We start from the raw sequence: 19,758 nt of genomic DNA on the forward strand, positions 1-19,758 counted from the left end.
AGGAGGATCAGGAAATGACGATAAAAATCCTGATTGCTGATGACCATCATGTTGTCAGACGAGGGCTGGTTTTCTTTTTGAGGACCCAGGAGGCGATTGAAGTAATCGGAGAAGCGAGCAATGGAAAAGAAGCTGTCGAGCTTGCGAAAAGACTGAATCCGGACTTGGTCCTTATGGATCTCGTGATGCCTGAAATGGATGGCATTCAGGCAACCAGACTGATCAAGGCATCTCAGCCAGAAATCAAAATCATGATGTTGACGAGTTTTTCTGACCAGGAGCATGTCATTCCGGCAATCGAGGCTGGGGCTTCCGGTTATCAGCTAAAAGACATCCAGCCAGATGAACTGGTAAAGTCCATAAAGCAAATCATGAAAGGTGAAAATCAGCTTCACCCAAAAGCGACTACACTTGTGCTTAAGCATCTGTCAGGCAGCAGCCGCCGGGAAAGAAAACCGATTGAAGACCTGACAAAGCGTGAACTAGAAGTGCTGAAGGAAATCGCTGCAGGCAAAAGCAATAAAGAAATCGCTGCCTCTCTATTCATCACTGAAAAAACCGTGAAAACACATGTATCCAATGTGCTTGCCAAACTTGAACTTGCGGACAGGACACAGGCAGCGTTATTTGCGGTCAGGAACCGAATTGTTGAACAGGATCCTCCTTCTGCTTAGGAAGATCATTACTGCCTGTTTTTGCCACCATGGGTTATCCAGCATAAAAAACAACTAACACGGCACCTTAATAGAGGTGGCCGTGTTATTTTTTTGGTGGAATTCTCTTGTTAAATCATGCCGTTTACGGCGGTTTCCAGGAAGTCCTCGCCGGCGGCATCATTTGCGTGGTCGATGTATCTTAGCAGGGAATACAGGCGTTTTTCAATGACGGAATAGTCTTTTTCAAAGTTGTAAGCGTGGAGAAAATGTTCGATCTTTTTAGCCAGGAACTGGTCCTCTGTCCTGACCATCAGGATGAGCAAGTTATCCCATTGAGATCGGTGCGTGTAATACAAAGCACGATCATAATCTGTATTGGTCATTTCCGTTCCTCCTTGTAAGGAGTTGATTATATTATATGGAGTTGCAGCCTGAACTTCCTCAGAAAATGTTGGACGTCCTTGTTTTCAGGGCTTTTCAAGATTTACCTGTATAATCTCGCACCATGGCGGAAGCGGAAACAGGTTGGATTTTCCTTTGCGGATTCCATACATAATGGAAAAAAGGAGAAGAAAACTAATAAAAACTGTAAAAAGGAGTGTTTTTATTGAAAAAATATGTAGCATCGATATTGGTACTGTTCATACTTCTAATGGGAGTCCTCAGCCTGGACACAAATGCACAAAGACCGGATTATGAGAAATACGGACGGATTGCGACCGGTGTCATCAAGGAGGATTATCCTGGTGAAGAAATTCGTGATTATCAATATATGGGCAGAAAACAGCTGAGCAATGATCAGGTTCTGGATTCTTTCCAGTACAAAGTAAGCGTCAATGGCAAGCCTGTTTTAGCTACGGTACAGATCACCCATCATTTGAAGAACAACAGGCTCGTAAGTCTCTCCGTTACAGAACAGCCACAGCAGTAAAGTTCAGAACCCGTTCATCTTTCTCCCTTTTTTCTCATACATTGTGGTAAGAGGTGAAAGGGGGAGAGATGGTGTCGGAAGAACAGAAATCACTTGAATATGCCATTTCTGAAATTACCGAAATCGCGAAAGGGTTTGGGCTCGACTTTTATCCAATGCGCTATGAGATTTGTCCGGCCGAAATCATTTATACATTTGGTGCCTACGGGATGCCAACAAGATTCTCACATTGGAGCTTTGGAAAACAATTTCATAAAATGAAGCTGCACTACGACTTAGGCCTATCTAAAATTTATGAGCTCGTCATTAACTCAAATCCATGCTATGCCTTCCTGCTTGATTCCAACTCACTCATACAGAACAAGTTGATCGTAGCCCACGTGCTTGCCCACTGTGATTTTTTCAAGAATAATGTCCGGTTCCAGAATACAAAGCGGGATATGGTAGAAAGCATGGCAGCTACTGCTGAAAGGATCCGCAAGTATGAAATTGAGCATGGAAAGCAGGCAGTCGAATCCTTCCTGGATGCTGTACTGGCTATTGAGGAACATATTGACCCTTCGCTTATGAGACCAAAGCTTGCATGGTCAATCGAAGATGATGTGGATGACGATGATGAACGTGCGGTTTCTACACCATATGATGACCTATGGGGTCTTGATTCCAAAAAGCAGGAATCGAACGAAACGAAAAAGCGGAAAAAGTTCCCGCCACGCCCTGAAAAGGACTTATTATTATTCATTGAGAGCTACAGCCGGGAACTGGCTGATTGGCAAAGAGACATCCTGACGATGATGCGCGAAGAAATGCTGTACTTCTGGCCACAGCTGGAAACGAAAATCATGAACGAAGGCTGGGCTTCCTACTGGCATCAGAGAATTCTCAGGGAAATGGACCTGACCAGCGGTGAAGCGATCGAGTTTGCAAAGCTTAATGCGGGCGTTGTCCAGCCATCCAAGACAGGAATCAATCCATATTATCTGGGGATCAAGATTTTTGAAGATATCGAAGAGCGGTATAACAGCCCAACTGAAGAAATGAAGCGGCGCGGGGTGAAACCCGGCTCCGGGCGTGAAAAGATGTTCGAGGTCCGCGAGATCGAGTCAGACATTTCCTTCTTACGCAATTACCTGACGAAGGACCTGGTCATGCGGGAAGACATGTATTTATTCCAGAAGCAAGGAAGGGAATATAAAGTAGTCGACAAAGCGTGGGAGCAGGTCCGCGACCAGCTCGTCAGCATGAGGGTCAACGGAGGCTTCCCATATTTGATGGTGACAGACGGTGACTATCTCAAGAATGGCGAATTGTATATTACCCATAGCTTTGAAGGTATTGAATTGGATATCAAATACCTGGAAAAGGTATTGCCTTATATTCATCAGCTCTGGGGACGCAAATGCCATATCGAAACGACTGTAGAAGGCAGGGCCATGCTGTACACATACGACGGCAAAGGAATTCATCGCAAATATTTATAAGGTATAAAACCGCTGATCATTCCAGCGGTTTTTTTCTGGTTTGGATCCTTTAGGTACAGGGGCACTGAGGCTGTGGTGAATTTACTTCGGACAAAATGAACGAAAGATTCTTCAGAAATGTCCGAAGTTGTGGTGACTTCGGACAAAATAAGCGGCGAATCTTTTAGAAATGTCCGAAGCTGAGGTGACTTCGGACAAAATGAGCGGCGAATCTTTTAGAAATGTCCGAAGTTGAGGTGACTTCGGACAAAATAAGCGGCGGATCCTTTGAAAATGTCCGAAGTTGTAGTGACTTCAGACAAAATGAGCGGTGATTCCATCAGAAATGTCCGAAGCTGTGGTGACTTCGGACAAAATAAGCGAGAGATCCATCAGAAATGTCCGAAGTTGAAGTGACTTCGGACAAAATGAGCGAGAGATCCTCCAGAAATGTCCGAAGCTGTGGTAACTTCGGACAAAATAAGCGGTAGTTCCTTCAGAAATGTCCGAACCCAGTTGGACTCCTATTTAACATCACTGCTAATTAAATTGTCTTAGGTTTTAACCCATTTTTTATTGTGTAAAAACCATAATAATAAGGTATTTAAAATATGGACAACCATGTCGTGTAAATAAAGATTGAACCATTTTAGCAATTGATTCATAATGATATATATGAACATATATTCATATAAAAAAGAAAGTGAGGCGAATACATTGGGCCATCATCACTCACATGGTCACGGCCATTCCCATGGACATGGTCACAGCCACACAAGCAATAAAAAGGCACTATTCTGGTCTTTCCTGTTAATTTCTACCTTCATGGTCGTTGAAGTGATTGGAGGGATTATGACTAATAGCCTTGCGCTGCTCTCCGATGCGGGACATATGCTAAGCGATGCTGCAGCTTTGGGCTTGAGCCTTTTCGCGATGAAGCTCGGGGAACGGAAAGCTACCCATTCTAAAACTTTCGGATACAAGCGTTTTGAAATCATTGCTGCTGCGTTGAACGGACTGACATTGATTGTTATTTCTATTTATATCTTTGTAGAGGCATACCACCGGTTCAATGATCCACCGGAGGTGCAGAGCCTTGGAATGCTGACTATTTCAGTGATCGGCTTGATCGTGAACATCATTGCTGCCTGGATTCTAATGCGCGGTGACAAAGATGAAAATCTAAATGTAAGAAGCGCTTTTTTACATGTATTGGGTGACATGCTTGGCTCAGTTGGAGCAATTACGGCCGCCTTGCTCATCTATTTCTTCGACTGGGGCCTTGCGGATCCGATTGCGAGTGTTGCAGTGGCCATCTTGATCATCATCAGCGGCTGGAGGGTGACGAAGGACGCTTTCCACGTATTGATGGAGGGCTCACCTGAACAGATAAAAGTGGATGAAGTGAAGGATGCCATCATGGAAATTCCTGAGGTGAAAGACGTTCATGATGTTCATGTCTGGTCCATCACATCTGGAGTCTTCATGCTGAGCGGGCATATTGCCGTAGAAGGGGAAGGAGCGCATGACCGCGTACTCCAAAGAGCGCAAAAGCTCCTGCATGACCGCTTTGGGATCGACCACAGCACCCTTCAGGTTGAAGGTGTGGAGCATGGATGCCCTTGTGCCCATGGGCCATGTAATTAGCGGTTCTAATATGCAAAGTTAAATGCCAGCCGTCAATGATGGCTGGCATGTTCTATGCTTTGTTTTAACAGGTCGATGACATGTTCATCGTCATGTGTGTAAAAAAGTGTAGTGCCTTCACGCCTGAATTTTACCAGCCGCAGGTTTTTCAGAAATCGAAGCTGGTGTGAGACCGTGGACTGCAGCAAGGAGAGCTTCTCTGCGATTTCGTTTACCGAATGCTCTCCATGGAAAAGCAAATGAAGAATCCTTAATCGTGTCGGATCCGAAAGGGCTTTAAAAGTCTGTGAAACAATAAATAGCGTCTCTTCATCCAGCTCCAGATTTGGAGTGTTTTTTTTCTTATCATCCAACTTGATCAGCCTCCCGATACTATTATAACGTAACAGGAGAAAAGAAAAATCAAGGCTTTGGAAACTGCCTTGATTTTTTTCATAGATTGAATTGCTGGTTATGAAGAATGCATTTGCTGGACATACAATCCATCCGCCTCTGACCATTCAGCATAATAGATGGAGGAAACATCTTTGTGTCCTTCTTCAGCTAACTTTTCCATCAGCCATTCTTGATTTTCCCCGATATTCTCCAAACCTTTATGCGAAATCTCACCCTCATCCACCACGCATTCAGGTATATCAGTGGATGGTGCTTTTACATGCAATCCCGCATAGGTCGTTGCCTGTGCTTCTGGCTTGAGAAGGACGCTGATGTCACCGCTTGTTTCAAGTATCACATCCTTGACCTCCTTCATCGAAAAGACACCTTTTAGCCTTAAGAGGGACTTTAACTGCTCCATTTCGAGCTCCGCTTTTTCGAGGTTTTGAATCAGTACCTCCCCATTCTTCACAATTGGCTCGGCTCTTCCTTTTAAAATAGGTCGGAGCTTGTCTGACTTCTGGGTTGCTTTTTCTACAATAAATATTAATATACCCCATACAGCAATACCGAAAAGCATTTCCCAAATGGTAGACGGAGATTTCTCAAAGAGGTTTTCCTCGACTAATCCACCCAGGACGATGGCATAGACAAAATCGAATGGTGTAACCTGGGACATCTCCTTTTTGCCAAGCAGTCTGGTGACAGCGATTAATGCTGAAAGACCTATTACTAATTTAACTGCGATTAATGGATATACCATGTATAGCCCCCTCTCAAAAGGATGAATAACTATTCCCTCGAAGGAGATCACATAAAACAGGAATTAAGTGGTTGGAGAGCCGGCAAAATGAAATAAAGTAAATTAAAGTTTATACTTTGGGAAAGGAGAGTGATTGGAATGGAAGAGGACAAAAGTCTGGAGTCGAAATATATACAGCAGCATCTTGCGAACGAACGGACGTATCTGGCATGGGTAAGAACTTCTATTGCAATCATCGGAATCGGTTTTCTGGCATCGACTTTGCATTTTAACAGTATACGGGAGGTCAGCCAGTTTGCCGATACGATCGCCGTTTTTATCAGCATTTTTTCTCTGCTGATCGGGTTGATCATTATATTCTTTGCCACTTTTCAGTATTTCGCGGTCCGTAAAAACATAAACAGGCAGACCTTCGCATCTGCCAATCATTTGATTAAAATATCCACAGCAATTATACTGTCGATTTTCCTGCTGCTGGGCTTTTATTTAATCAGTATTTTGTTTTAGTCTAGAACCTCTTGGCGGGGGAGGCGATAAGCCTCGCCATCGGACAGCTTTCCCATATTCAGTTCGAAAGCTGTCCAAACCAGCTCCGCCTTCGGACAAGTTATCAAATCCTCAAAGCTGTCCAAACCAGCTCCGCCTTCGTATAAGTTACCGTCTAAACCTCAAGCTGTCTGAACAGGCATTTCCTCCTGAAAACACCATCAATTTCCCGTGCTGTTTTTCTTTGGCTTGATATGGGTCACGAGCCCATCGTAATTCGTGATATACAGCTCGATTTCCGGCTTGGTATCCAGGCAGTGGGCTTGAAGCAGCTGGTAGTAGTTGACCCGGTTAAGCGGATCATAGGGAAGCATTGGAAACTCCTTATGCTCTTTTACATAAAGGTCAACAGCCTTTTGCACTTTATCGATCGTGATTGCGATTTCTTTTTCGTCCTCGCCGAAAATGTCATATGTTTCTTTTGACATGTAAAACTTTCGCGATGGCAGGCCTTTAAGAAAGGGAGCTAGCTGCTCAGCATCGATGCTGTTGTCTTCCTTCACGAGGATGGTGCGGTAAACGCCTTTAGGCAGTTTTTCGGAATAGGCCCTCACAGCCTTCTTCACATCCTCTGCAGAAACCTCGATCACAGGCCAGACGTGTTCTGTTTCTGGGCTGGCAATAACTTTTTTACTCCCTGAGGAAATTCCGATAAGAAAAGCCAGCGTCATACCTCCCAAAGCCCCGCTCAGCATTGCGATGGGCAATAGTCCATAAAGGAGATCGGCGATTAACCCAATGAGGACTCCTGCAGTGACAAGGATGACATAAAGGGAATTGTTCCTGTGAATCCGTTCGAGTTTCTTTTCACTTTGCATTTTGAATCCCTCCTTCCATTCAATTCAGGTATTTTGTTAGCATGTAACAGGTTCAATGGAGAGCGTTTGAGGTTACGGTGGCCAATTCCGGTGAGACAAACAGCTTCGGCTAAAATCCACGCTGGCAGTTAAGAAACTCCAGGATCTGTCGATATATAAGGAAGAGTCTGTGTGGATTTAGAATATTCAGAGGAATATCTAGAGGTTATCATAAGGCAGAAGAAAGAGACCTTCTCTCTCTATTATATAAAATTTTCCTATAATTAGATAATGAAATAAATTGATAATTCCGAAAACAACCTCACCTAGGATCTGAATTTTCGGTAAATAAAACAAAAAATCTGATGGATAATGTATAATAATGAGATAAATCAGTGTCTCTTCTAGTGCGAAAATCTCTGAATTTCACGGAAAAAATATCAGACAGAAACGAGGGGCAGTATGGATATTCCCCATATGTACATATTTGATTTTAACAGTATTGCTTTGACCGTCGTTTTTTCGGTGATCTCAGGCGTGATGGCGGTGGAATTCAGCCGGCAGGTCAAAAGGGCGGTGATTGGAAAGACACGAAAGATGGCCCTTTATTCGGTGCTACTTGCTTTTACGTTTTGGCTGACACATTTGTTTGTGGTCATCTCGGCAGGGGTGCCATTTTCAACCAGTAATTATTATTTATATTTCATCATCTTTTTTGGTATTTGCGCTGTTGGATCCTATACAGCACTTCGTCTGGCACAAAGGGATATCGCCAATACTTCTCAATACATAATCACCAGCCTTTTAATTTCAGCCAGCATCATGACGGCTGATTTTACAGCCTTCTATATTATTTTTAAGGAGGCTGTAGAGATTCAGCTGGTACCTGCTGTCTTATCGTTCTTCATGATTACAGCTACATCTTTTACGCTGCTGAGATTCTTGATGCAGATTACGAACGAGGATATCTATGAGTTTGTAAAAAATTATAAATATGCAGGAAGCATTTTGGGCGGAGCAGCCCTTGCTGGCATACCATACATCTTACTTACCTCGATGGTGCCAGTACAGGAAGATACAGGATTGTATGGTTTTATTGTGCCTTTCATTTTTATGGCGGCAGCAAATCTGTTGTTCATGCTGGTACCAGACCTGTTTGGCGAGAAATTGATCATGAAAAGCTTACAATCACATTTATCCTTGTTCAGCCATAATCCGGATTCAGTATTCAGAGTGGATTTGAAGGGGTATATTCTGAATGTTAATAAAGAGGCCGTAGAGCTGACTGGGTATTTGGCGAGTGAATTGACTGGTATGCATTTCATTGAACTGATGGGCGGCAGTGAGGAAGAAATACAGATCAGGAAGTACTTCCAGAAAGTATTGAGCGGGGAAACAAAAGTAATTGAAACCTCGTTGAAGAGATCCGATTCTACTTTTGCAGATGTACGGATTACGGCAGTGAGGATTATCGTCAAAAATTCGACGGTGGGTGTCTTCGGAATTGTCAGGGACATCACGGAACAGAAAAAGGCTGACAAGCTGATCCAATATCTTGCCTATCATGATGAATTGACTAACTTGCCCAACAGGCGGAACCTGGAGAAAATGATGGCTGCCATGTTCATTGAGGGCGAAGAATTTTCCTTGATTTATTTGGATTTTGACCGTTTCAAGAGGATCAATGACACATTTGGGCATAGCTTCGGTGACAAAATATTGGTCCAAATCGGAAAAAAACTTGCGGAGGTCGTTCCGGAAAATTGTCTTGTAGCGAGGATTGGCGGAGATGAATTTGCAATCCTTACACCGGGTGATCGCAAGCCGGAAGAAATCGCGGCCGAAATTGTGGCTGCCTTCCAGACTCCTATTTTTGCAGAAGGAATGGAATTCCTTATTACCGCAAGCATCGGGATATCAAAGTATCCTGAGGATACGAATGAACTTGAATTAATGTTGAAATATGCAGATATGGCCATGTATAAAGCCAAGGAGAGTGGAGCGAACCACTTTCAGTTCTTTGATCAGAGCATGGTCGACCAAAGCGTGAATAAGTTTGAACTGGAGAATGACTTGCGGAATGCGATCAACAATGATTCGCTTTCTGTATTTTATCAGCCAAAATACAATGCAGCGACAAATCAAATCACTGGTGCCGAGGCACTTGCGAGATGGAAGCATCCGCGGCACGGGATGATTCCGCCAGGAGTCTTCATCCCGATTGCAGAAGAAGCTAACTTGATAGTCCCGCTTGAAAGGTTGATTATCCGGCAGGTATTCAAACAGCTTGTTAAGTGGAAAGAGCAGGGATATGATGTTCCTCGTACCTCGATCAATATTTCAATCATCCATTTTTACCAGGAAGACTTTGTGAAATTCATGCAGCAGTCCCTTAAGGAATTTCAGCTGTATGGTGAATTGATTGAGATTGAAGTGACAGAGAGTATCATGATCAAGAAAGAAGATAGCATCAATGCCCAGCTGCAGGCGCTTAGGGAGATTGGGATCGAAGTCAGCATTGATGATTTTGGTACAGGGTACAGTTCCTTGAGTTACCTGAGTAAGCTTTCAGTGGATCGCTTGAAGATTGATCAAAGCTTCATCTCTCATTCCCAGGAAAACCGTGAAATCATCTCGACAATCGTCTCGATGGCAACCAATCTGAAGCTTAAGGTCATTGCCGAAGGTGTGGAGACGGAGTCACAGATCAATCTGCTGAAATCGCTTGGCTGCGTGGAAGTGCAGGGCTACTTTTACTCACCCCCGCTGCCGTACGACCAGTATGAAACGATGATGAACAAGGAACTGCAGGCGACATGATGAAAGCCTCTTTGACTGAAGGTTTCGGATATGTTACTATTTCTTATAAGTAAAGTCCTCTAGGGTTCCGCAGCATGGCTGGCCTGGTCCGAGAGAGGGCGCACAGGAACACCTGTGTACACGGAGGGATAAAAACCCGGGAGATATCAAAAGATATCTTCCGGGTTTTATTTTTTTGTGATAAATAAGAAGGGAGCATGATGAGATGGCTTGGGTATTTTTAATCGTAGCGGGTATTTTTGAGGTTGTATGGGCGATTGGCCTGAAGTATACAGAAGGCTTCACGAAGCTTTTTCCATCAATCATTACTGTAGTGGGAATGGCAATCAGCTTTTATTTTTTATCGATGGCAATCAAAACCTTGCCGATCGGCACCGCTTATGCAATCTGGACTGGAATTGGAGCAGCGGGCGCTGTCATTCTTGGAATCATCCTGTTTGGAGAGCCGCGTAATTTCCTGAGACTGTTATTCGTAGGATTCATTTTGGTCGGCATCATCGGGCTTAAGGCAACCTCCGGAAGCAATTAACAACAAGCGGACTGTCACGGTGCAGTCCGCTTATTTGTTTTTTGAAAAATGCATCTTGCAAAATTTCCCTCCATATATTAAGATGCGGATAGATACCTTTTAATTCTAGGTAGGTGATAGGATGTTTAATCGTGAACTTTTAAAAGGAAGCACCTCGCTCGTACTGCTTCAGCTGCTGAACGAGAGGGATATGTATGGATACGAACTTGTCAAAGAACTTGATAAGCGAAGTGACCACAGCTTGCAGGTGAAGGAAGGGACCTTATATCCAGCGCTTCATAAGCTTGAGAAACAGGAATATATTGAATTTTACTGGCAGGAGCAGGAGAAGGGACCAGCAAGGAAATATTATCGGATTACAGATGCAGGCAGAGCTGTCCTCGTAGAGAAAACAAAAGAATGGCAGCAGTTTGTCAGCGTCATGAACAAAGTGATCAGGAGAACGGAAAATGATCCAACCTAAGAATGAATTTCTTCGCCTGCTTGGCCATGAATTAGGAAAGCATCCGGAGAAAGAGCAAATTTTAGCTGAATACGAGAACCATTTAGCGGAGATGCTGAGTGAGCTCAACTGCGATGATATGGAAGAAAAAGAAACCATGACAGAACTTTATTCACGGTTGGGAAGCCCCGAAGAAATTGCCGCGAGCTGGAAAGAGGAATTGTCGGTCACACCCCGTAAGACCCAGTGGCTGTTCATCATCGCAAATCTTGTGTTTTTCGCAGGCGGCTCGATTCTGACCCTGCTCCATAATCTTTATGATATACGATTGATTGATATGGTGTGGCGGAGCCTGACTTCGATTCCTGCGTTGATCATTATGCTTTATCTTATATTTTGGGCACTGCTTGGCTATGAAATCGGCAAAGGCTTTGGCCACAAAGGGAGGAAGCTGATGAGAAGGACATTTGTTCTTTCAATCCTTCCTAACATCATTTTGATGAACCTTACCTTATTCAAGCTTATTCCGCATGGATGGTTCCAGCCGCTGCTCAGTCCGTCATTCATCATGATCTGCATCCTGTTTACAGCGCTGTTGTATCCTATTTGCTGGGCAGGATATCGCTGGGGGAAAAGAGCTTCTGTTTAATTTTTTTTGCTACATTACATAGAATATCTATGTATATAGAATAGAAAGGTGTTTTTTTAATTAAATACCTAGTAAAACTAGGTAAAGAAGGAGAGGGTTTATATGGAATTTAGAATAAACAAAGGAGACTGGATTTTTTTCATTGTGTGTTTAGCGTTAGGTTTGCTGGCTGAAAGGTCGTTTCTGAATGGACAGATCGGCTTGTCCTATCTTGTATTCATCACTGGTTTTTATGGTGTTTTCTTATGGAGATTCCGTTCGCACCCTTTTACCAATAAAAAACTTGGGCTGCTCTTGATTATTTCTGTTTGGTTCCTGGCAGCGAGCTTCTTGTTACGGTCCAATATGATTCTGTATATGCTCAATATACTTGTGATTCCAGCACTGGTTTTTGTCCAGCTTGTGCTTGTGACCTATCCGCTGCAGAATCAGTGGCATAGATGGCCCTTTGTCCAAAAATTGTTTTTGTCAGCAGGAGCTGCGATTGTCTACGTCGCCAGATTCCTCATGTATGGACCGAAACTTGGCTTTAAAGGAATGGATGAGAAAAATAGCATGGTATTGAGAAAGGTCATGATCGGGGTGGCCATTTCTTTCCCGCTGCTTTTTGTGATCATCAACCTGCTTGTTTCAGCTGACCAGCAGTTTGGCGAAATATTGGGGACTCTTCCCCGCTGGCTGTCGGGGCTGAGAATAGAAGAAGAAATCCTCCGGACAATCGCGATTCTCTTTTACTCGCTGGTTATGTTCGGAGTCATGCAGGTGCTGAGGAAAAAACAGCCGCTTCCTGCAGAGCCTTTTGAGAAAAATGTCAGGATGAGCTGGGATAGCGTCATCAGTTTGACGGTCCTGATCCTATTGAATCTGGTTTATCTGCTTTTTGTCGTTGTTCAATTCAAGTATTTTTTCAGTGAAACACTTCACGCAGGATATACGTATGCCGAGTTTGCACGGAGGGGATTTTTTGAATTGCTCTTTGTCACGATTCTCAATTTGCTGATTATCTCGACCGTCATTACATTTGTTGATGCGAATGCCAAGGGCATAAGGCGACTGCTGCAAGGATTGCTGTCCCTGCTCGTTTTTTTCTCCGGAGTCATGCTTTATTCGGCATTCATCAGGCTGTTAATGTATGAAGAAGCGTATGGATTTACTTTTTTCGAGAGTGCTGGCACATTCCTTTATGGTCTTCCTGCTCGTGGTCCTGGGGTATTCGTTCATGCGGATCTGGATGGAAAAACTATCGTTGATTCGTTTTTATGTTATCTGGGCCATTATTTTCTATACAATCATCAATACGGTGCCGCTTGACCGCTTTGTGGTTGAGCAAAACCTGAAGCGCTATCAGGAGACAGGGAAAATAGACATACACTACTTGAACTCCCTTTCCTACGACGGGGTAGAAGGGCTGGTAAGACTTTATAAGCTGAATCCGGGACATCCAGGACTGGCAGAACTTTTACAAATCAGGAAGGGAGAATTCCTGGATGAAGAGGTCAGCTGGAATTCTATCAATCTATCCAGAAAAAAAGCAGAAGAGGCTTTGATGAATCTGGAATTGTAATGGGGTGAAGCCAAATATGGCGAAAATGAAAACAACCTCATCATTTGTTCCTAGATTTGTAACATATCGACATGTTTAATGATGATAAAATAACCTTAAGCCATACAAAGGGGAGCATGATTGACATGGAAGGAATCTCTGATATCATCCAACTTTTAAAAAGTATTGAGGGCTCAATGACTTCATTGCATAAACGGACGGAAGAAATCGAAAAAAGACTGGAGCGCCTTGAAAAAGTCGACAGCATCGAACATCGGGTAACATCCAATCAGATTGATATAACAGATATTAAAGACGCGCTGGAACGGATGGAAGAAATGCAAAGCGCCAAAATCGAAAGCATGCTGAAGGAATTAGTGGCGAGAGTGGAAAAGAAAAACAATGCCGAATTCAGCACTATTCATAAACGCCTGGACTCACATCTGCTTAAATTAGGCAGGGTCGAGGAAGAAATCCTGATGGTACAGCAGGAGAAATAGTTCCTGCTTAGAGAGACTGTATGTTATGCAGTCTCTCAAAATATCCCTCAAATCAAAACCTCCACAAAATATTCAAAAACGCTCAACCCCTTTATTTATAAGCCTTCAGGCCATTTATCCGCACTCAAATGCTCAACTGTTCACAAAAAAGTTGCCATTGCCCAACAAGGACCGGGGATGGAAGAGGTATGATTGAAGTGTAATCATATAGCCATTGTTGGCAGATTAGCTGAGTATATTATCCTTCGAGGTGAGTCCTTTGAAATACGATTTAGTTCTTCTTCATGCTCCAAGTGTTTACGATTTCCGGAAGAATGCGCTTCTGGCGGGGCCAATCAGTGATGTCGTGCCCTCTTCTCCTGTTTTCGAAATGTATCCGATTGGGCTGACAAGCATTGCCGAATATCTTGAGCGCCAGGGATTGCGCGTGAAAATCATCAACATCGCCAACAGAATGCTGATGGATGCGAATTTCGATGTTGAGAGGAAATTGAAAAGAATCAAGACCAGGGCATTCGGTATCGACTTGCATTGGCTTCCACATGCACATGGCAGCATCGAACTTGCAAAAATCGTGAAGAATCTGCACCCGGAAACTCCTATCATCTTCGGCGGTCTTTCCGCAACCTATTACCATAAAGAATTGATTCAGTATCCATTCATTGATTTTGTCATGAGGGGCGATGCAACTGAAAAATTGATGCTTCTCCTGATTAACCATTTGAAAAATGGCACCCATCAGCTTGGCGGGATCCCAAACCTTACCTGGATGGATCAAGGAAACCCTGTCTACAATCCATTAAGCCATGTGCCAGACAGCCTCGATGAATTCGATATCCCAGGCTATCGATATACAATTAAATCAGTCTTCAAATATAAGAATTTCCTGGATCCGCTTCCGTATAACGGCTGGCTGCAGTATCCCAATACCGCCATCCTGACTGCCAAGGGATGTACACAGGGCTGCCTGATTTGCGGCGGCTCGAAACAATCCTATAAGGATAACTGCAACAGGAAGGTGCTGGCTAAGCGCTCCCCTGAAAAACTCGTGGAGGATATTCTTTTCATCCAGCGTTTCAGCAGGGCACCGATTTTCATTCTTCATGATATCCGCCAGGCGGGCAAAGAATATGTGGATGAATTCTTTGAACGGCTCGGTAAAATCAACCTGAAGAATGAATTGGTTTTCGAGCTTTTCCAATATGCGAACGAAGAGTTTTTCGAAAAAATCGAGAAGGTTGTCCCTAAGTACAGTGTCGAGCTGACCTTGGAGACTCATGATGAAAAAATCAGGCGCTATAATGGAAAATTCAATTGCACGAACGCAAAGGTAATCGAAACGCTGCAATCTGCACTGAAGCATGGCTGCAAGAAGATTGATATCTTTTTCATGGTCGGCATCCCGCATCAGGATTACCAAAGTGCCCTTGAGAATGTCGATTTTTGTGAAAGGATTCACAACGAGTGCGGGCAGGATAAACGCCTTTCCTACTTTGTCGCACCGCTTGCGCCGTTCCTTGACCCTGCAAGCCCGGCTTTTGAGAATCCGGAAAAATACGGCTATAAGAAATTTTGCCATACCATCGAGGACCATAGAAAGGCAATCACTCAGCCATCCTGGAAATACATGCTCAGCTTCGAGACAGATTTCATGACAAGGGATGATATTGTAAGATCTACCTATGAATCTGCCAGAAACCTTAATACATTTAAACTTAAGTATGGACTTGTCGATCAAAAAACACATGATGATGTAAATGAAAAAATAGCCAAATCTCTGGAATACATTGATAAAATTGATGAGATTGTTGCCCTTCCTGAACAGGAGAAAGAACGGCAGCTCTCCTTGCTCAGCAAAGAGATGGAGGAAGTGAACAAATACAGCATCTGTGGCAAACATGAATTGAAGTGGGAAGTGAAAAAACATTACGCCAACATTTTTTCCCTTACGGCCATTGGAATTGAGCTATTGGTTGATGACATTGTCATCAACATGAAACAGCGCTTAAGTTCATATAATAAGAGAGTCGCTGAGGCATCAAAAAGCAGGTCATAAAACCGGTCCACCAGGAACTTCCTGGTGGGCTTTTGTTTTGGTAGATTTTTAAAAAAGGTTTAAACAGTTCAATAACGTGAAAAAGTAGAAAATAATTCTATTAAAAGAAAACTGCAAAGCGGGTGAAGGCATGTCATCAGTTGTTGAATTTTTTAAAAGAGGGAATAAGTCCTCAGGGATTGCCGCCCTCGGGAATACTTTTCTGGCAATCGTAAAAGGAATTGCTGCTGTCATCAGCGGAAGCGGGACGATGCTTGCCACAACACTTCACTCTGTTGCGGATGCATTGAACCAATTCTTTGTTTTCATCGGCAGTGCGATTTCGGAAAAAGAAGCAACAAAACGCTTCCCGACCGGATTTGGACGGGTAGTCAATTTGTTTGTGTTAGTGGCTGTGATCATTGTTTCCATCATGGCCTATGAGACAATCCTTAAAGGATGGGAATTGATCCAGCATCCAAAGGCCTCAACCAATATGTGGCTTAATGTCATTATTATGATAGTGGCGGTCCTGGTTGACGGTGGAATTCTCATCAAAGCCATGAAGGAGATTGCTCATGAGACAAGGAGCGAGGCAACAGGCTTTGGGATAGTCGCCAATGCGTTCAAAAATGTCGGATTGGCATCACCGCCGACCAAGCTGGTTTTTTACGAAGATTTGATTGCCACTTTTGGCGCTCTGCTTGCACTGGTATCCATTGTGCTGGCCCATGTGACAGGTTTTTATTTCCTCGATGGCATCGGAACCCTTCTGATCGGCATCCTTCTGGTTGGGATCGCCTTGAAAATAGGCTATGAGAACACCGTGGGCTTGATCGGGGTTGCTGCACCAAAGGTAGTGGAAGACAGAATCGCAAGGACCATTTTATCTGATCCTGATGTCATCGATATAAATACTCTCAGGATCGTTCAGGAGGGAAGGCAGTATCACGTCGAGAGTTATCTGGAACTCCGAAAAGGACTGACCCTTGCTGATGCAGATGATATTAAGTTCAGAGTCAGGGACAAGGTCTTGACTGACCCGGATGTGGATGATGTGATTATGGGCATCATTGAAGCAGATGATGTCCAAAACTGGCAGCTGAAATAAAAACAAAAATCCAGGCTGGAATTCAGCCTGGATTTTTTTTATGATACAACCTCAGTCTTGTTCAGGAAGAAGTTTTCCGCCGGTTTTTCTGTTTCTGGTTGTTTTGTTACTTCAATATATTTTATGTGGTGTTCTTCCATCTCAATAATTTTGAAATGGTAGGAGCCGAAGCTTATGAAATCTCCTTGCTTGACCTCGTAATTCTCGGTAAGGATCCAGCCGCCAATTGTATCGACATCTTCATCATTAATATCCAGGCTAAGAAGGTCATTAACCTCGCTCACAAGTACCTTGGCATCAATGATATAGTGGCTCTCCTTGATTTTGCGGATCATCGGAACTTCATCCATATCAAACTCATCACGAATTTCGCCGACAATTTCCTCAAGAATATCCTCGACAGTTACCATCCCGGAAGTTCCACCGTATTCATCCATCAAAATCGCCATGTGGATCCGTTCCTTTTGCATTTTTACCAGCAAATCATGGATTGGGATACTGTCGATGACCCTGATGATGGGACGAATATATGAATCTAGCGATTTTTTGCCGCGGCCTGGCTCATTGATCAGGTCAGTCATTACTTCTTTGATATTGACCAGCCCGACGATATGGTCCTTGTCGCCGTCAATGACAGGGTAGCGGGTGAATTTCTCTTCTTTCACCACCTGGAGGAAAGTCTCCAGAGTATCTTCAATTGACAATGAAATGATTTCCGTCCGGGGCACCATGATTTCTTTGGCGATCCGATTGTCGAATTCGAAGATTTTATTTACATACTTAAACTCTGACTGGTTGATTTCACCACTTTTCAAGCTCTCAGACAGGATTATGCGAAGCTCTTCTTCAGAATGCGCCAGATCATGCTCTGAGGCAGGTTTAAGCCCCACGAGTCTTATAGCAAAACGGGCAGAGCCGTTCAGCAGCCAGATGAATGGATACATGATCTTATAGAACAGAATCAGAGGACCGGCAGTATTCAATGAAACCCATTCGGCTTTTTGGATTGCCAGTGTTTTTGGCGCCAGCTCACCCACTACGACATGCAAGAAGGTGATGATCGAGAACGCAATCGCAATTGACAAAACATGTCCAAAGGATTCAGAGATCTCCAGGTTTTGAAAAACCGGTTTTAGCAAATCAGCAATTGCCGGTTCACCAAGCCAGCCTATTGCAAGTGCGGTAATGGTAATACCGAGCTGGCAAGCGGATAGATACTCATCCAGATTGGAAATCACTTTTTTGGCGAGCACCGCTTTTTTGCTTCCTTCCTCTATTAACTGATCGATTCTGGAACTTCTCACTTTAACAATCGCAAATTCTGATACGACAAAAAATGCCGTTAAAGCAATTAAAATGGCTATCCAAACCAAGTTAAATATGTCCAAATAAGTTCCCTTATCCCGCGGATTAGCGGGTAAGGAGTCACCTCCCAATAAACTGAAAATGAAGCCTGCTTACAGGCTTGATTTTTTAAATCAAGAACCATTCATGGCCCGTTTCCGTGCGGCTTGGGACAGCCAGGGCCCATATCCTGTTAGTCTGTTCCGTCCGCAGCCAGGGCTGTTACATTCTTGATACGATAGAGTGCCCCATCATACCACCTCAGCTTTTATCATTTAAATTTAATTATACCATATTGTGAATAAGTAAAGGGAACATAAATACGGTTTGCTTATAATGTATGAAAAGGACACATAAAGTATGAAGTTTATGATTAATTATATTGGAAAATTCTGATTTTAACAAATCTCATCAAATACTGGATGCCATAAATTTTCCCAATGGTAAAAATGCCCTTATAATAAGGTATTTAACAATTTTAGTTTGAAACAAATCCAAATTTTCTGTAAAATCGAAGAGAGAGGAGGCTGTCCATACGTATGCTTTTATCCACCCTGGAAAGTAAATTGAAAAATCTCGGAAAACTTAACGACAAGATCTGGGTCGAGCCTGCCATGGATTTCATTTGCAAACGGACCCCGGAAGGGCTTATTAAATATGTGTCTCCAGCGGTTGTCTCTATGCTCGGGTATCAACCTTCTGAATTAGTTGGGAGGCTGTATACATTATTCGTACATGCTGAGGATTATAAAAGGATCTCTGGGATTGCTGTGCCTGAAGGGGAAGAAGTGTGCTGTCTCACATATCGAATCAAACGGAAAGACGGAGTGTATATTTGGGTCAGTTCGCAAATTTCGGTCGTGCGCCATCCTGAAACAGAAGAACCGTTCGAATTCATTTCGATGACGAGTGATGTATCTGCAAAAGTGAAGGCTGAGCATTTCATGCTTGAATATGAAAAATTGAATGTCGTTGGCCAGCTTGCAGCAGGAATTGCGCATGAAATCAAAAACCCTTTGACGAGCCTAAAAGGTTTTATCCAGCTTATGAAAGCAGGGAAGGAATTGAATCACAGCTACCTTTCCATCATGGAAGAGGAAATCAAGCGTATGGAGGCGGTTTCCAAAGAATTGATGATGATGGCAAAGCCGCATAAATCTGATTTTAAAACCTTTGATATAAATGAATTGGCCGATCATGCCATTACGTTGCTGATGGCAGAAGCGGCCAAAAAATGTGTGGAAATCTCCAAACGTTCCACTCTGAAGGATGGAAAGTTTCTTTGTGATGGAAATAAAATCAAGCAGGTACTGATCAACCTGCTGATGAACGCCATTGATGCTATGGACCTTCCCGGGGAAATCACTGTTGCCATATCAGAATCCGGTAAGGACCTTAGGGTATCCATTATTGATACTGGCAAAGGAATTCCTGCGGAAGATTTGGACAAGATCGGAAAGCCGTTTTTTACCACAAAGGAAAATGGAAATGGTCTTGGATTGATGATTTGCCATAAGATCGTGGAAGAGCATGGCGGGAAGATTACGGTCAATTCGGGCAAGAAGGGAACGACATTCACCATCCATTTGCCAGTCAAGGAAGAATAGTGC

20 protein-coding genes and 1 riboswitch are annotated in these 19,758 nt (G+C 43.4%); of the genes, 15 read left to right on the forward strand and 5 right to left on the reverse strand.

Annotated elements, in window-relative coordinates; all coding sequences use genetic code 11:
- Positions 1-14: 14 nt before the first annotated feature.
- Positions 15-674, forward strand: coding sequence for a response regulator (locus tag EJA10_RS00750; protein WP_125478084.1), 660 nt, complete (start codon positions 15-17; stop codon positions 672-674).
- Between the two features lie 110 nt (positions 675-784).
- Here EJA10_RS00750 and EJA10_RS00755 read toward each other — a convergent pair whose 3' ends face one another.
- Complete coding sequence (locus EJA10_RS00755; protein WP_125478085.1) at positions 785-1,039, reverse strand: YhdB family protein; 255 nt, start codon at positions 1,037-1,039, stop codon at positions 785-787.
- A 224-nt stretch (positions 1,040-1,263) separates the two neighbouring features.
- On the opposite strand from EJA10_RS00755, the gene EJA10_RS00760 reads away from it, so the two are divergent.
- The 3 genes from EJA10_RS00760 to EJA10_RS00770 all read left to right on the forward strand — a co-directional run bounded on the left by EJA10_RS00760 (position 1,264) and on the right by EJA10_RS00770 (position 4,694).
- Positions 1,264-1,587, forward strand: coding sequence for a DUF3889 domain-containing protein (locus tag EJA10_RS00760; RefSeq protein WP_125478086.1), 324 nt, complete (start codon positions 1,264-1,266; stop codon positions 1,585-1,587).
- A 68-nt stretch (positions 1,588-1,655) separates the two neighbouring features.
- Positions 1,656-3,068: a SpoVR family protein gene (locus EJA10_RS00765; RefSeq protein ID WP_125478087.1), complete on the forward strand. Its 1,413-nt coding sequence runs from the start codon at positions 1,656-1,658 to the stop codon at positions 3,066-3,068.
- A 696-nt stretch (positions 3,069-3,764) separates the two neighbouring features.
- Complete coding sequence (locus EJA10_RS00770; protein ID WP_142999641.1) at positions 3,765-4,694, forward strand: cation diffusion facilitator family transporter; 930 nt, start codon at positions 3,765-3,767, stop codon at positions 4,692-4,694.
- Positions 4,695-4,726: 32 nt separating this feature from the next.
- Here the strand turns inward: EJA10_RS00770 and EJA10_RS00775 are convergent, their stop codons facing one another.
- Together EJA10_RS00775 and EJA10_RS00780 are read right to left on the reverse strand one after the other, a co-directional pair.
- On the reverse strand, positions 4,727-5,047 hold the full coding sequence (locus tag EJA10_RS00775; RefSeq protein ID WP_125478089.1) for an ArsR/SmtB family transcription factor: 321 nt from the start codon (positions 5,045-5,047) through the stop codon (positions 4,727-4,729).
- 98 nt (positions 5,048-5,145) lie between these two features.
- Entirely contained in the window at positions 5,146-5,832 is a 687-nt protein-coding gene (locus tag EJA10_RS00780) for a DUF421 domain-containing protein (protein ID WP_125478090.1), read from the reverse strand.
- Between the two features lie 138 nt (positions 5,833-5,970).
- Between EJA10_RS00780 and EJA10_RS00785 the strand changes: the two genes are divergently transcribed.
- Complete coding sequence (locus tag EJA10_RS00785) at positions 5,971-6,339, forward strand: YidH family protein (protein ID WP_125478091.1); 369 nt, start codon at positions 5,971-5,973, stop codon at positions 6,337-6,339.
- Positions 6,340-6,539: 200 nt separating this feature from the next.
- Here EJA10_RS00785 and EJA10_RS00790 read toward each other — a convergent pair whose 3' ends face one another.
- On the reverse strand, positions 6,540-7,196 hold the full coding sequence (locus EJA10_RS00790; protein WP_125478092.1) for a DUF3939 domain-containing protein: 657 nt from the start codon (positions 7,194-7,196) through the stop codon (positions 6,540-6,542).
- 441 nt (positions 7,197-7,637) lie between these two features.
- Between EJA10_RS00790 and EJA10_RS00795 the strand changes: the two genes are divergently transcribed.
- The 9 genes from EJA10_RS00795 to EJA10_RS00835 all read left to right on the forward strand — a co-directional run bounded on the left by EJA10_RS00795 (position 7,638) and on the right by EJA10_RS00835 (position 16,804).
- Positions 7,638-9,995 (forward strand): EAL domain-containing protein, encoded by a 2,358-nt coding sequence (locus tag EJA10_RS00795; RefSeq protein ID WP_125478093.1) that lies wholly within the window; start codon positions 7,638-7,640, stop codon positions 9,993-9,995.
- Between the two features lie 48 nt (positions 9,996-10,043).
- A riboswitch (guanidine-I (ykkC/yxkD leader) is annotated at positions 10,044-10,140 on the forward strand.
- A gap of 60 nt (positions 10,141-10,200) precedes the next feature.
- Entirely contained in the window at positions 10,201-10,524 is a 324-nt protein-coding gene (gene sugE / locus EJA10_RS00800) for a quaternary ammonium compound efflux SMR transporter SugE (RefSeq protein ID WP_125478094.1), read from the forward strand.
- Between the two features lie 121 nt (positions 10,525-10,645).
- Positions 10,646-10,987: a PadR family transcriptional regulator gene (locus EJA10_RS00805; RefSeq protein WP_125478095.1), complete on the forward strand. Its 342-nt coding sequence runs from the start codon at positions 10,646-10,648 to the stop codon at positions 10,985-10,987.
- Positions 10,974-11,615 carry an HAAS signaling domain-containing protein gene (locus EJA10_RS00810; RefSeq protein ID WP_125478096.1) on the forward strand — a complete coding sequence of 214 codons (642 nt, stop codon included), beginning with the start codon at positions 10,974-10,976 and terminating at the stop codon, positions 11,613-11,615. Before EJA10_RS00805 ends, EJA10_RS00810 begins: the two co-directional genes overlap by 14 nt.
- A gap of 102 nt (positions 11,616-11,717) precedes the next feature.
- The gene (locus tag EJA10_RS23860; RefSeq protein WP_125478097.1) at positions 11,718-12,926 is read left to right on the forward strand and encodes a DUF4153 domain-containing protein; all 1,209 of its coding nucleotides are present in this window, start codon (positions 11,718-11,720) and stop codon (positions 12,924-12,926) included.
- Entirely contained in the window at positions 12,835-13,179 is a 345-nt protein-coding gene (locus EJA10_RS23865) for a DUF4153 domain-containing protein (protein WP_484177328.1), read from the forward strand. Before EJA10_RS23860 ends, EJA10_RS23865 begins: the two co-directional genes overlap by 92 nt.
- Positions 13,180-13,304: 125 nt before the next feature.
- Positions 13,305-13,658 (forward strand): hypothetical protein, encoded by a 354-nt coding sequence (locus EJA10_RS00825; protein ID WP_125478099.1) that lies wholly within the window; start codon positions 13,305-13,307, stop codon positions 13,656-13,658.
- 259 nt (positions 13,659-13,917) lie between these two features.
- Entirely contained in the window at positions 13,918-15,714 is a 1,797-nt protein-coding gene (locus tag EJA10_RS00830) for a TIGR04190 family B12-binding domain/radical SAM domain protein (protein WP_125478100.1), read from the forward strand.
- A gap of 130 nt (positions 15,715-15,844) precedes the next feature.
- On the forward strand, positions 15,845-16,804 hold the full coding sequence (locus EJA10_RS00835) for a cation diffusion facilitator family transporter (RefSeq protein ID WP_125478101.1): 960 nt from the start codon (positions 15,845-15,847) through the stop codon (positions 16,802-16,804).
- 38 nt (positions 16,805-16,842) lie between these two features.
- On the opposite strand, the gene EJA10_RS00840 is transcribed toward EJA10_RS00835, so the two are convergent.
- Positions 16,843-18,192 (reverse strand): hemolysin family protein, encoded by a 1,350-nt coding sequence (locus EJA10_RS00840; protein ID WP_125478102.1) that lies wholly within the window; start codon positions 18,190-18,192, stop codon positions 16,843-16,845.
- A 495-nt stretch (positions 18,193-18,687) separates the two neighbouring features.
- Here EJA10_RS00840 and EJA10_RS00845 point away from each other — a divergent pair, with 495 nt between their 5' ends.
- A complete protein-coding gene (locus tag EJA10_RS00845) occupies positions 18,688-19,755 on the forward strand; it encodes an ATP-binding protein (RefSeq protein WP_125478103.1) in 1,068 nt (355 codons plus the stop codon).
- Positions 19,756-19,758: the final 3 nt, after the last annotated feature.

The organism is Mesobacillus subterraneus (genome assembly GCF_003937825.1).
GTDB lineage: Bacteria > Bacillota > Bacilli > Bacillales > Cytobacillaceae > Mesobacillus > Mesobacillus subterraneus.